The organism is Streptomyces purpurogeneiscleroticus, assembly GCF_020024005.1.
Classification (GTDB): Bacteria; Actinomycetota; Actinomycetes; order Streptomycetales; family Streptomycetaceae; genus Streptomyces; species Streptomyces purpurogeneiscleroticus.
Window position 1 is genome coordinate 18,261 of record NZ_NHSG01000178.1, and the last position, 13,023, is coordinate 31,283.

Annotated in this window: 10 protein-coding genes and 2 pseudogenes; 2 read left to right on the forward strand and 10 right to left on the reverse strand. The window is 68.1% G+C overall.

Annotation, left to right across the window (positions count from 1 at the left end):
- From CCS38_RS10965 to CCS38_RS10990, 6 genes and pseudogenes are all read right to left on the reverse strand, one after another.
- Positions 1 to 265 (reverse strand): oxidoreductase (locus CCS38_RS10965; protein WP_443742952.1); only part of this gene is annotated, 265 nt, incomplete at its 3' end.
- A gap of 857 nt (positions 266 to 1,122) precedes the next feature.
- Complete coding sequence (locus tag CCS38_RS10970; RefSeq protein WP_223733035.1) at positions 1,123 to 1,371, reverse strand: hypothetical protein; 249 nt, start codon at positions 1,369 to 1,371, stop codon at positions 1,123 to 1,125.
- Between the two features lie 105 nt (positions 1,372 to 1,476).
- Positions 1,477 to 2,730, reverse strand: coding sequence for a GNAT family N-acetyltransferase (locus CCS38_RS10975; RefSeq protein ID WP_223733036.1), 1,254 nt, complete (start codon positions 2,728 to 2,730; stop codon positions 1,477 to 1,479).
- A 712-nt stretch (positions 2,731 to 3,442) separates the two neighbouring features.
- Complete coding sequence (locus tag CCS38_RS10980; RefSeq protein WP_223733037.1) at positions 3,443 to 4,651, reverse strand: type III PLP-dependent enzyme domain-containing protein; 1,209 nt, start codon at positions 4,649 to 4,651, stop codon at positions 3,443 to 3,445.
- A gap of 897 nt (positions 4,652 to 5,548) precedes the next feature.
- Positions 5,549 to 5,872, reverse strand: a pseudogene (locus CCS38_RS10985) (oxidoreductase); the annotation flags it as partial.
- Positions 5,873 to 6,852: 980 nt separating this feature from the next.
- Complete coding sequence (locus CCS38_RS10990) at positions 6,853 to 7,689, reverse strand: TauD/TfdA dioxygenase family protein (RefSeq protein WP_223733038.1); 837 nt, start codon at positions 7,687 to 7,689, stop codon at positions 6,853 to 6,855.
- A 98-nt stretch (positions 7,690 to 7,787) separates the two neighbouring features.
- Here CCS38_RS10990 and CCS38_RS10995 point away from each other — a divergent pair, with 98 nt between their 5' ends.
- A complete protein-coding gene (locus CCS38_RS10995; RefSeq protein WP_223733039.1) occupies positions 7,788 to 8,717 on the forward strand; it encodes a LysR substrate-binding domain-containing protein in 930 nt (309 codons plus the stop codon).
- Here the strand turns inward: CCS38_RS10995 and CCS38_RS35680 are convergent.
- The 4 genes and pseudogenes from CCS38_RS35680 to CCS38_RS11010 form a co-directional block, all read right to left on the reverse strand.
- Positions 8,714 to 9,295, reverse strand: a complete 582-nt coding sequence (locus tag CCS38_RS35680) for a profilin (protein WP_223733040.1) — start codon at positions 9,293 to 9,295, stop codon at positions 8,714 to 8,716. The two genes, CCS38_RS10995 and CCS38_RS35680, sit on opposite strands and share 4 nt — an antisense overlap.
- Before the next feature lie 106 nt (positions 9,296 to 9,401).
- The gene (locus CCS38_RS35685; protein WP_372457044.1) at positions 9,402 to 10,076 is read right to left on the reverse strand and encodes an ATP-dependent DNA ligase; all 675 of its coding nucleotides are present in this window, start codon (positions 10,074 to 10,076) and stop codon (positions 9,402 to 9,404) included.
- Positions 9,970 to 10,341 (reverse strand): annotated as a pseudogene (locus CCS38_RS35690) (ATP-dependent DNA ligase); the annotation flags it as partial. The pseudogene CCS38_RS35690 and the gene CCS38_RS35685, both read right to left, overlap by 107 nt.
- 295 nt (positions 10,342 to 10,636) lie before the next feature.
- Positions 10,637 to 11,170, reverse strand: a complete 534-nt coding sequence (locus CCS38_RS11010; protein WP_223733041.1) for an ATP-binding protein — start codon at positions 11,168 to 11,170, stop codon at positions 10,637 to 10,639.
- Between the two features lie 411 nt (positions 11,171 to 11,581).
- On the opposite strand from CCS38_RS11010, the gene CCS38_RS11015 reads away from it, so the two are divergent.
- Positions 11,582 to 12,997 carry a class I adenylate-forming enzyme family protein gene (locus CCS38_RS11015; protein ID WP_223733042.1) on the forward strand — a complete coding sequence of 472 codons (1,416 nt, stop codon included), beginning with the start codon at positions 11,582 to 11,584 and terminating at the stop codon, positions 12,995 to 12,997.
- Positions 12,998 to 13,023 lie beyond the last annotated feature (26 nt).

Here is a 13,023-nt window from a genome sequence, read left to right on the forward strand (position 1 = left end):
GACGGAAGGCCGCGACCTGGGTGTCGTTCCACAGCCCCAGGTCATACGGGCTGATGCGACCCTCGGGGCTGACGGCGGTGGCCTCGGTGATGATCAGGCCCGTGCCGCCGACGGCGCGGGCCGCCAGGTGCTGGAAGTGCCAGTCGTTGGGCACACCCTGCTCGGGGCCCTCCGGCGCCGCCGAGTACTGGCACATCGCGGCCATCCACAGACGGTTCGGAATGGTCAGCTGCCGGAGAGTGATCGGCTCGAACAGTGCGCTCACAACGGGCTCCCTGGACGTGAACGAAGACGGGACTCCGGACAGGGCGAGGCGAGCCCGAAGCCTTGGTACGAAGGACATCGTAGTACGGAAACCATCGAACTAAACAGACCGCCCGACGACTCGATGCCGAACTACGACGCCTCTCGTACAACGGGGGCGGGTCGGGGATCATTCCTCACCCGGCCCATCGAGATCCCCGTCACACACCACTCCAGCTCTCGACATTTCGCTTCGACGTGCAGCCGGACAAAGACGGTCCGGGATCACTCGGGCCGCTGGCATTACCGCGATCGCCAACGGTTGCCGGAGCCGAGCGGGCCTCTGGTCTCATGGGACCTGCCTCAGGTCATATGCCGCACCCCGAGACCATCCGCGTGGGGCGCAGGGAGCGCCTGACGTCCGGCCCGAAAAGAATCGCCACGTCAGGGACATCCCGCAAGCGCGGGGAGTACTACGCCGCTCATCTCGCGCTCAGTGGCGATTTGGGGCCACCCCTCGCGAGTGCGGGGAGCACATCCGGAAGGCAGACACGGCGGCGTCGGCACAGCGCGTGGCCCCCTGTACGTGGGCCTCTCGGTCAGGACCGGCAGTCGCTGCACTCCGGGATCAGCCCGCCGCGCCGCGCCATCTCCAGGCCCGCCGAGCCCGGCTTCTGCGCAGATGAGATGCCGTCCGCGACGACCCCCGCCCAGCCGGAGCCGCCGTGCGGGCCAAGGCCGATCGGCGTCAGGAAGCGACCGGCCCACGCAAGGCTGTCCGGGTCGGTTCGACGCGGGACATCGAGAGCCGCACCCGCCCGCCGCGGCTTCCGCGCCCGCCCGCGCCACCGCTGCTGGAATCCGGCGCCGGGCGGTCGCTCAGCCGTAGAGCGGATGAAGACGCCCCGACAGCGAGGCGTTGGGGCGTTGCTCGTGGCCGGTGCGGGCGAATGCGCCCGCCAGTCGGCCGCCCACCACGCCGAGGGCAAGGTCGTGCCGGGGCGCGGTGCCCGTCGAGCCGGTGGCGAGCCGCGGTCCGAGGACGTACGCCTGCACCAGCCAGCCCTCGGCGGCCGCCCGGCCGACGGCCTCGCCACAGCGTGCCGAGTCCCCAACCGTCGACGCCAAAGCGCCTTGCCCATCAGACGAGCAGTTCGGCCCGCGGATGCCCCCAGCAAGCCGCCGTTGGCGACCGCGCGTCTCCTCACGCCGGGTTCGTGGCTGTCGGCCGGGTCAGAAGAGCATCGGGCAGAACGGTGCGGGATCGTGATGAAAGGCGTGTGTGGTGGCGGCCAACGCACCGGCGCGGTGCTCCGTGACGCGACCGGCCGCGGCGAGCTGCTTGAGGGACGTGCCTCCCAAGTAGACGGCGCCCAGTTCCCAGGCCGACAGCGACAGATCCGCGGCCGCGGTGGTACGCGCGCAGTCGCCGCCGTCGACGCCGGTCCGCAGCCGCCAACGCCCCTGGTTCCAGGGGCAGTCAGTGTCGGCGACTTCGATCACCACGTCGACCTCGGCCGCGTATCCGCGTTCTCCCAGGGCGCGTCCGAGGTCGACCACGCGCACGTAGAGCTGATCGCGCACGACGGGCACCGCGCTTCGCGGATCGGCCAACAGAGCCAGGACGGGGTCGTCGACGGGCCGGTCGGCGTGCACCGCTCCGGCGAGGTCGATGTCGAGCAACGCGCGCCATACGCTCGTGTACGCGAGGGGGTCTTCAGCGAACAGCTCGCGGACATGCACGTCGTAGCGCGGGTAGGAGTCCTCCCAGCGGGCGGTCAGCGAGTACAGCGCGTATCCGCGCGGTCGGCTGCTCTCGTCCCGGTCCTCGGCGAGCACGCACAACAGGCGGCCTGCCTTGCCGCGGCGTTCGGGCAGGTCCAACAAGGCGCGACGGGTCCACGCATCGTCGCGGTGGAAGGCTCCGGGACGTCGGTCCGGCGCTCCTTGGTGGATGCGCGCGATGTCCGGGACGCACTCCGCGGGGTCCACGACGCTTACGGGCAGCGGCGGTTCATTGTGCGGGTGCGTCATGTCGCGGGCATGGCGCGGAATTCGCAGGTGGATCGCGCGGGTGGCGCTGCCGAACCCGAAGCGTCCGTAAATCGCCGGTTCGGTGGTGTGCAGGGCGGCGACGGGCTCCTCGCCGCGCTCGTACAGGCGGGCGAACGTACGCACCATCAGGCCGCGCATCAGACCGCGGCGCCGATGTGCCGGGTCCGCGGTGACATAGCTGATGCCGGCGACGGGGCGTCGGCCGCCAGGCACGCCCATGTCGAGGGAGTAGACGGCGAGCGTGGCGCAGGTGCGGCCTCCGCGGTGCGCGAGCAGCGAGCGTTGCGGCTCGAAAACCGCGGCGAGCACGTCCTGATACGCGGAGGCGGCGTCGTATCCGCCGTAAGCCAGTGCCACCGTGTCGGAAAAATGATCCCAGGAATCCGGGGCGGCGAATTCGTACCCATCGGCACACACGGACGTCTGATCCACGGGCGGCCACACCTCACAGACAAGGGGAGCTGATCATCGGATTTCGATCCGGTGATTTTCAGGTTCTTCACGTCGAATCGGTGATTTTCGGCGTCGGCCGATCCACGGCCCTCGGCCTCAATCGGGCATTCGACCGCTCAACATGCTTCATACGACACGGACAAACTGTCAAGGCTCGTTGCGAGTCTTCACCGGAACGGGCGTGCGGCAGACCGGCGCATTCGGTAGCACCGGAACAGACCATTCGAAGCGATGGTGTCCTGGGCAACGGAGGAGACCATTCGACTCAGGTCCAGGAAGATTGACTTCGTCGCCCTATGATCTCCAGAACGCGACTACATCGACGTGGACACCAGCGCGGGCGACTTCACGGGGGCCCGGTTTACACGGCGAATTTATGCGGCCGTGACTCGATGCAGAAGAGCACCGGCGGCAACACCATCGACGCGAGGTTCCACAAGGCACTGGCGCGTACTGTCCGAACCGAGCTCGTCGGACCGGACGCTCGCCGACGCCCTCGCCCTTCTGCCGACGGCCGACCCAGCAGAACGGGCGAACGCGACCGACCACGCCCACAGCGGCGGACTGGGCGACGTCCTCCGGGACGGCACGGCGCGGTTCTCGACCACGCGCACCCCGAGAGCCTCGCGCGCCGGATCGGATGGCGACTGCCGGTGTTCGACACCTTGGGGCTCGGTGACGCGCAGCCTCTTCACCGAATCCGGGTTCCCCGCTCGCGGACCACCGTATGGCCGCCGGACTCGGTCGTCGCGAAGACCGGAGGCTGCGGACGAACCCACACATGCGCGAATGGCATGTCATAGGCACCCACGCACCCCACCAGGACCAGGTCTTCCGGCCCGAGCAACGCGGGTCCCGGCACCCCGCGTGCGAAGACGTCGCCCTCGTAGCAGTTGTTGCCATACACGTCGAACGACTCCGAGGCAGGCATCGCATCTGCGTTCGATGGCGCGTCGGCTCGCACGAACTCGATCGGGTGCGGGCGCGATTTGACCGTGCGGGAGAGATTGGTCCCGGCGTCGAGCACCACGAGGTCGGGGGCGTCGGTACGTTGCTTGCGCACGGCCACCCGGGCCACGAGCACACCGTGTTCCTCCACGAGGCTGCGCCCCGGCTCGATCACAAGGCGTACATCTTCGGGCGGCAGGCCGATGAGGCGGCACTCCTCGGCGACCTCTGCCGCGAAATCCCGCCATGGGGCTCGGGGGTCGGCGGTAGCGCGGCGAGGTGGGAAACCGCCGCCCAGGTTCAGGACGAACGGCTCGCCTGATGCCGCGGCCCACACCCGCAGGGTCTCGCACCACCGACTCACTGCGGCGCGGTACGTCTCGGGGCCACTGGCCAGCGTGCCCACGCCCAAGTGCACGCCGCGCACTCCGATGCCGGCGTCGGCGAGGAGACGCCACGCGTGCGGCGCCTCGCCGGGCAGCAGCCCGAAGCGCGACCACCTCCCCGACGCGGTCGGCATCGCGAGCCGCAGACACACGCGTGGCGTAGCGCCGAAATCCCGGGCTGTAGCGGCGAAGTGCTCGGCCTCGCTCAAGGAGTCGACCTGGACACCGACGCCGAGGGACACGGCGTGCGCCAACTCGGCGGCATTTTTCACGGGGCCGTCGAAAAGAATATTCCGCGGCGCGAAACCGTCTTCGAGCGCGGTCCGTAATTCCGCTCCGGAAACCACCTCGGCTGTCGCTCCCAGGGAACACAGAAGCTGTGTGAACACCGTGAGTGGGTTGCTCTTGTACGAGTACGCGAGCGTGAAACGAGGAAACCATTCACGCCACGCCTTGTCCATCGCCGAAAAATCCCGTTCGACGCCGCCCGGATCAACCACGTAGAACGGCGTCGGCGTTACCAGAGCCAGCTTTTCGGCCAGATACTTAAACCGCTTGGCTATCAAGATCGCTCTCCCGGAACTCCCGCACAATGACTGTGACGCGTTCAATGTAGAGCATCCAATCAGGGAACCCGTCGACCCCATGAGGGAAATGACCCGGGGCCCACACTGCACAGCGCAATGTCGCAAAGTCACCGCTCTTTCGACGAAATTTCGACGATTGATGACCACGTGCACTGGGCGCCCTGCTCACCTACGGGCTCACCGCCGCCCGCCTCTGTGACCACGCCCGTCACTGGGAACACCGCACCCAGCACCCCACACCGGTCCATTGAGTGCGCCGGGAAGGCCGTCGTGTCATGAACGGTGGACACAGCCACATGCTCCACACCGATCTGACCAGCAGCGCGGGAGAAGGGTTCGAGCAGGTCCGAGTGACCGTGCCGGCAGTTCATGTACTGGCGTTCAAGGTCGTCGCACGAGCAGTCCGCATGAACAACATTGTGAGGCGACTGGAGACATGACTGCGTCTCAAGGCACTTCCAGCTACGAACCGTTGCAGATGTTGGGTAGCTCAGCTCGCCTGTGCTTCATCGGCGGCGATAGCGGCGCCGCGCATCGCTGGGGGCAAGCCCAGGTGCTTATCGACGTTGCACGTCAGGTAGGCCGGCAGGCGAGCGAAGAGGGCGCCTCCTCCATGGACACCCACGTGCCGGAGTCGGCGGAAGATCGCTGGCCAGTTTGCCGACCGCTGTGATCGCGGGTATCCGCGGAGCGGCAAGTGAAGTAGAGCGAGTGGCTTGCTACTCGTGTCTCGAACGGGCCAAGCCGACGCTCTGAACGCAGCGTCGAGATTGAGGCGAAGCCTCGATGCCAGTACTCGGTGAGGAGCCATGAACGGAGAGCTCAGGCGGCGAGCGCGAGAGTCTCGCGAGGCGTGGCCTGAGAGTTGATGCAGCTTGCGTGAGCTATCTGAATACCGACGATCGCGCCCTGCGCCTTGATGAAGTCGGTGATGCGGCGGAAGGCGGCGACCTGGGTGTCGTTCCACAGCCCCAGGTCGTACGGGCTGATGCGGCCCTCGGGGCTGACGGCGGTGGCCTCGGTGATGATCAGGCCCGTGCCGCCCACGGCGCAGGCCGCCAGGTGCTGAAAGTGCCAGTCGTTGGGCACACCCTGCTCGGGCCCCTCCGGCGCCGCCGAGTACTGGCACATCGCGGCCATCCACAGACGGTTCGGAATGGTCAGCTGCCGGAGAGTGATCGGCTCGAACAGTGCGCTCACAACGGGCTCCCTGTACGTGAACGAAGGCGGGACTCCGGACAGGGCGAGGCGAGCCCGAAGCCTTGATACGAAGAACATCGTAGTACGGCAATCATCGAACTAGGAAGCCGCTCGACGACTCGTTACCGAACTACGACGCCTCTCGTACAACAGGGACAGGCCGGGAGATCATTCCTCGCCCGGCGCATCGAGACCCCGTCACACGCGACTCCGGGTCTCGACGTTTCGCTTCGGCGTGTAGCCGGACAATCACGGTCGCGAATCGCGCGGGCCGCCAGCATGACCACGACCGCCAACGGCTGCCGGGGCTGAGCGGGCCACTGGCCTCATGAGTCACCCCTGCCTCAGACCATATGCCGCGCCCCGAGACCATCCCTGGGGGCGCGGGGAGTACCTGATGTCCGACCCGCAGAGAATCGCCATGTCAGGACCATTCCCGTATATGTGGGCCTCTCGGTCAGGACCGGCTGTCGCTGAACGCGCCATCTCCAGGCCCGCCGCGCCCGGCTTCTGCGCATGTGCCGTCCGCGACGGCCCCGCCCGGCCGACGCCCCAGCCCGGGGCCGCCGACACCAGGCTGCGCACCTCACCGAACAGCTCCGGACGCCGAGCCCGCGGCGCCTCGGCCGCCGCCTGGATCTGCGCCTCGTCCGCGTCCTCGTCATCCACGGCCAGCAGTCGCTCCGCGTCAACCAAGTCGTCGCCCTCGGCGCCCAGTGCGCCCGCCATCGGGGTCGGATCAGGTCTGGGCCATGGCGTTGCACCCCGGAGACAGGCTGCGCGCATGGGCCCTTGCCGGGGATGGGAAAGCAGTCCTCTGCCGCCCGAACTACCCGACGGCCCGGCCACCTTCGTGCTCGCAGGACGGTTCGCCAGTGGCCGGATTGTGGCCGGGTTGTGGCCGGAGCCCGCGGAAGCTGAGGTGGGTCCTGACACTCCGGCGCCTCGGATTCATGGCGTGCTGCCGTGGGCGTTTGGGTTCAGCCGGCGGGGGTGCGTTTGTCGGTCGTCACTGCGACGCGGTGCATCACTCGCCGGTGGGGGAGATAGTCGGCGACCGCGTAGTGCTGCGTCCCACGGTTGTCCCAGAGGGCGACCGTGCCCGCTTCCCACTTGATGCGGACGTGGAAGTCGGGCCGGTTGATGAGGTCGAACAAGTAGGTCAGGATCCTGGCGCTCTCGGGAGCCGAAAGACCGATCAGGAACCGCGTGAACGACTCGCTCACGTTGACGTAGGGGCGTCCGGTCACGGGATGGTGCGCGATCACCGGATGCACGGCCGTTCCGGCCTTGGTGAGTGCTTCACTGATTCCTTCGTCGCCTCCTTGCCGGTATGCGCCGGTCCGGAACGCTCCCATGTCGTGCACGGCTTCGAGCTGCTCGAGGTCGCGCCGCAGCCCTGGGTCAAGGGCGTCATGCACGGCGAACATGCTCGCCCAGAGCGTGTCGCCGCCGACAGGAGGGACTTCGACCGCCTTCAGGATCGAGGCGAACGGTGGCTGGGGCCGGTAGGTCATGTCGGAGTGCCACTCGGCAGCGTCCGGCTTGTCCTCGCCGCCCCATGTCAGCACGACGACGTCCTCGAAGTCCGGATGGGTCGTATAGGAGTGGTGCCGGGCACCGAGGGTGCCCAGCGCCTCCCCGAGCTGCACCATGCGTTTCGCATCAAGGCCGGCGTTCGGGAAGACCAGGACGGAGTGCTCGGTCAGGGCGGAGTGCACCATGTCGGCGACCTCCTCGGAGACGTCACCGTTTTCCAGCGGCAGCGTTGCCGTCGCGCCGAGTGCGGGTGTGAGTCGAGTGCAGGAAAGCTTCATGATGGGGAGGCTAGGAGGTCGGGCGCGGCTCGGACAGACGTCGGCCGGCTGGCCTGCCCCAACCAGAGGTTGGGGTGAACGTCAGATGGGAGGGTGCTGTGCGCCTGCTGGTCCGCGATGTCCGACAGTTGCAGCGGCTTGTCGTTTTCGAGGCGGTGGGCCGCCTTGGCAGCTTCGCCGCCGCAGCTGTCGAGCTCGGCATGTCCCAGCCTGCAGTCTCCAAGCAGATGAAGGCTTTGGAAGGCTCGTTGCGGACCGCGCTCTTCGACCGGGGGGCCAACCGATCGGAGATGACGCGGGACGGGGCGTTCCTGCACCAGACCGTCACCGAGGCGTTCGACATCCTGGAAGCCCGGTTGTCCCGGCTGCGAGGGCGCGTCGACCAGTTGCGCGTCGCGGTACAGCCGTCGGTTGCCGAGAGCTGGTTCGTGCCGCGCCTGGGCGACATGCGGGCCGCAGTCGCACCGACGGACGTCCACCTCACCATCTTCGACTCCGAGCACGAGCTCACCGACATCGATCACGACGTGAGCGTGCGTTTCGGCGACGGCCCATCGCCGGGGTTGCGCTCGGAGCAGCTGGTCACCGAAGCGGTGGTCCCTGTCGCCTCTCCCGAGCTCGCCGACAAGCTCGGCCTCACACCGCACTCTCCGGCCGACGCCCTGCTCACGGCGCCCCTGCTGCACGTCGACCGCACCGGTCGGAGCTGGCAGGACTGGGCATCCTGGTTCGCCGGGAACGGCCTGGCGTACGCCACTCCTGCCAACGCGGTGGTGTACCCGACGTACGGGAGCGCCGTCCCACTCGCCATCAGCGGCAACGGCGTCCTGCTGGGCTGGCGCACGCTCATGGGTGACCATCTGCAACGCGGACTGCTGCTCGAAGTGGGCCCCGTGGTCACGCAGCCCAACCGAGGCTACTTCCTGCAGTGGCCTCCCGCGCTCACGCGCGACGCCGGATTCCAGCGCTTCCGAACATGGCTGAGGAAAACAGTCTCCAGCCAAGGAAAGGAAGACCTCCGGCGCTAGCTGAGCTCATGGCGGCCCAAGGCGCTGGCGTGCGTGGGCCAGCCGCGCGAGTCGCTGGACGTGCCGTCCGGCTGATGGCGGGGTGAGGCCGGCTCGGCCGAGCAGGTACAGCACCCAGGCCGGTTCGAAGACGTCGATCGGGCAGACCTCCGGCAGTCCCCCGTCGCCGGTGGAGTCGGTGGCGCGGTGGCTGCGAGCGTCCGTGGGCCGACTCGGCCGGGCGGCCCGTGTGCCGGACGCACTGGTGGCAGCTCCAAAGCACGGCGGCACACTTGAAACCCGGCTGTGCGGCCTCCACGAGAGGCTTGGTTCGTCTTGACCAGGATGATGCCATCGGAGCCCTTCTTCGCGTAGATGCTCGTGGTGTCGCTTTTCAGCACGAGCCATCTGTCGTTCCCGATGCGCACTCCCGCAGCCTGCGTTGCTGCCGGATCGCTGAAGAGATCCGGAACGGACTTGGCGAAAGCAGCTGTGACAGGGGACTTTGCCGACGAGGCCAAGATGGCCCATCGGCACCGGTGATGGCGGCGTGAGTCATGCCGGCGCCGAGCAGGCTGCCATTCACGTACGTCTGCCATTGATCCGACATCGGTCTCCTCCTATGACGGCTGGGGCTGCCGATCGCACGCGGCATCGGGAGCTTGTCCACCGCGATCTCAGCGACCAGGCCCGGCTCCACCAGCGTCACGTCCAGCGGCTTTCGCGAACACCACGACGTCGTGAAGCGCACCCCCTCCCACGCGTGCCCCGGCCCCGCCGGCCGCAGGCGCCCGGCCAGTTCGCGCACGGCGTCCGGGCACAGCGGTGTGCTGCGCCCGACCGCGCGCAGCTGGCCGGTGTCGTCGTAGCGGCCCAGCACGAGCGTCTGCGGCTGGCCCAGCCTTCCCGTGATGGCGCCGATGACAGCCTCGGTCGTGTCCCGGCGGCGCACCTTGTACAGCGCGCGGGCGCCGCGCAGATAGCGCTGCTCGCTCCCCGGATGATCAGCCCCTCCACGCCAGGAATCTCGGTCCAAGACATGAGCCAGTCCTGCGCTGTCGCGAGGTTGTCCGTCTCGGGGCACAGCGTCCAGGGGGCGTGCAGAGCGTGGTCGGTGAAGAGCAGTTCCAGGCGGGCGCGGCGCTCGGCATACGGAACGTGCAGCAGCTCCTCGCCGTCGACCTGCAAGCCGTCGAAGACGATCAGGTGGGCGGGCAGCTCCTGAGCGAGGCGGGGGGGCGCTGCGGTGGCCGGCGGCCGCGCGCCGCTGAAACGCCTCGAACGACATCCGGTCCCCCGCCCACACGACCAGTTCGCCATCGAGGACCAGGCCCTTCGGCAGCATCGTGGCCGCGTGCACCAGCTCGGGGAAGCGGACATGGATCAGGCTGCCCCGGCGGGACTGGATTCGCACGGGCGCGGTGAAGAGCAGGGCGCGGTAGCCGTCGAACTTCGGCTGAAAGATCAGACGGCCCGGCAGCACACCGGGCGCAGGCACCGTGTCACGGGCCTGCGCCAACATCGGCTCCACCGGCGGTCGCAACACCATACGTCCGGTCAACGGGCTGAGGGTTGTTCCCGCGACCGGGCGCGGCCAGTGGCATCGAGGACCGTCCGCTTCATCGATGGTCAGGCCCCAGCGCATCTTGTCGGCGATCCAGTCGGTGACGTACTTGCAGCGGTAGCCCTCGGCCGGCGGCAGCCAGGTGGGTTCCTGGTCCGCCTTCGCCAGGCGCGCGGGCCCTGGCGGTAGCGGTCGTTGTACGGGCTGTAGTGCTCTCCCCCGGTTAACGTGCAGTACGACCCCTGCTCAAGGGCGATCAGCGCCTTGGCCTTGAGGACCTCGGCACGGGTGGTGCAGCCGTCCTTCTCCGCGTCGATCCAGTACTGAAGGCGGCGCACGGGTCGCGTTCAGTCCGGCGCGCCGGCCGCCAAGAGCGTTACGCGTGGATGCCTCCGGGAATATCGATGGCTGCGCGGACACGCCAGCCTCCGTCTTCCTGATGTGCCTCGGTGTGGTCGGCAAGGAATGTGACGATCCCCAGACCGCGGCCATGCTCATCGTCGTCTGCATTGTCATCGCCACAGTGTGTACGTGGTGGTGCGGCACGTTCGCCGAAGTCAGCCACCTCCACCTGAAGCAGGCGACCCTCCAAAGAGACCGTGACGGCCATGTCGGCCCCTCCATGCTGGGCCGCGTTGGTTGCCAACTCACTGACGATCAGGAGGACCGAGGCGCGGTCCTCCTTGGTGACGCCCCACCGGATCAGCAGGTCCTCGGTGAAGCGGCGTGCGGTGCGAACGTGGAGTGCCTGGGCGGGCAGCACGATCGTGCGGCACTTCGAAAAAACGGTGACGCCGGTGGCCTTGGTTGCGTTCGGACACGACTGGGCGGCTCGGTGCCTGTCGCCGCCTGGGAGCCTGGGCGCAACTGGTGATGCCTCTCGCAGAGGGCTTGCGACTGTGTCGGCCATGGGACTTCCTTCGGTTAGCCCGGGCTGAATCGGGCCTCCAACCCCGTTCCTCATACAAGGCCGCCCAGGAACGTTCCCCCATGGCCTTGGGGACGAAGTTCTCTCCTTTCCTGTGCATCTTGCACAAAGGGTTCGTGGCGGGCCCTGGACAAGACAGAGACGCGTGTGTCGCAGGTCTGCTTTCGGCGGCCCTGGAACGTGCCTGGTGACGTCCACCTGCAGCGTCAGGTTTAAGGAGCCCCCGCGGGTTCCGTTGTCGATGGTGCACAAACGGCCGCCGCGATTTGTCGACGTTTGACATGGGCCCGAGCCTTGAGTCTCCCTACTGTTCCGGTCACGAAACATCGCCGCGACGTAGAGGTGAACTCGGTGACCATCGGATATTTGCCCTGGGGCCGACCGGAGCGGGTCATGTCCCGCCCTTGTCTGCGCGATCCCCGCCACGAACTGACGTACGCCGAAGTGGCCCGCCGGGCTGATGCCGTCGCGACCCAGCTGTCCGAGCACGGAATCGGCGAGGGCGACGTCGTCGCGATCATGTTGCCCAATCGGGTCGAGCTGCTGCTGGTGATGCTCGCGGCGTGGCGCCTGGGCGCGACCGCCACACCGATCAATCCGGTCTTCACAGCCAACGAGGCGGAATATCAGTTGCGTGACTCGGGTGCCGCGCTCGTGGTCAACAGCGGCCCCGGGGCGCCGACCGCCGGCCTGCCGTCGATCGCCGTCGAGGCATTGCGGGCAGAGCCCGCCGATGCGTTGCCCGGCCGCGAGGTGCGTCCCGAAGAGCTGGCCCTGCTGATCTACACGAGCGGCTCGACCGGACGCCCCAAGGGTGTCATGCTCGAGCACTCGCAGCTGCTGGCGATGACGTCAATGCTGTCCGGGCACCTCCGACTGACCGATGGCGACCACTGCCTGCTGGTCCTCCCGCTGTTCCACGTCAACGCCATCTGCGTGAGCTTCCTTTCGTCGATGCTGGCCGGTGGACAGCTCACCGTGTTGGAGCGATTCGCGCCGGTGCCGTTCCTGGAGGCGGTCGAACGGCACCGGCCCACCTACTTCGCGGGCGTACCGACCATCTACGCGCGGCTGGCTGAGCTTCCGGCGGATGCCGTGCCCGACACCTCGTCGCTGCGGTTCGCCATCTGCGGGGCGGCACCGGTGTCGAGGGAACTCCTCGAGCGGTGCGAGGAACGGTTCGGCTTCGTGATGGTCGAGGGGTACGGGCTCACGGAGGGCACCTGCGCCTCGACATGCAACCCCGTCGAGGGCGTGCGCAAGCTCGGCACGGTCGGACCCGCACTGCCCGGGCAGCAGATCGCCACCATCGCGCCGGACGGCAGCATCCTCCCGCCCGGCGAGGTGGGCGAGGTCGTCGTGCGGGGCCCGAACGTGATGCGCGGCTACCTCAACCGCCCGGAGGAGACCGCTGCGACGCTCGTCGACGGATGGCTGCGCACCGGCGACGTCGGTCGGGTCGACGAGGACGGCTACCTCGTGCTCGTCGACCGGGTAAAGGACATGATCATCCGCGGGGGAGAGAACCTGTACCCCAAGGAGATCGAGTCCGTGCTGTACGGCCACCCGGCTGTCCTCGAGGCCGCCGTGGTCGGCGCCCCCGACCCGGTCTACGGCGAGACCCCCATCGCCTACGTCGTCGCCTACTCCGACGTGTCTGTCACCGCCGGCGAACTGCTCGACCACTGCCGGCAGAACCTCACCAAGGTCAAGCTGCCGGTCGAGGTCCACCTGCTTGACGCGCTGCCGAAGAACCCCGTCGGCAAGATCGACAAGCCGGCCCTGCGCAGGGCCCTGCAACCCCGATAACCCAGACCGTTACCGCACCGAATCGA

Excerpts from the sequence above, each read along its gene's own strand:
- CCS38_RS10990 (WP_223733038.1), bottom strand. The coding sequence starts at position 7,689 with ATGAAGCTTTCCTGCACTCGACTCACACCCGCACTCGGCGCGACGGCA.
- CCS38_RS35680 (WP_223733040.1), bottom strand. The coding sequence starts at position 9,295 with ATGGCAGACGTACGTGAATGGCAGCCTGCTCGGCGCCGGCATGACTCA.
- CCS38_RS35685 (WP_372457044.1), bottom strand. The coding sequence starts at position 10,076 with ATGTCCGCTTCCCCGAGCTGGTGCACGCGGCCACGATGCTGCCGAAGG.
- CCS38_RS11010 (WP_223733041.1), bottom strand. The coding sequence starts at position 11,170 with ATGGCCGACACAGTCGCAAGCCCTCTGCGAGAGGCATCACCAGTTGCG.
- CCS38_RS11015 (WP_223733042.1), top strand. The coding sequence starts at position 11,582 with ATGTCCCGCCCTTGTCTGCGCGATCCCCGCCACGAACTGACGTACGCC.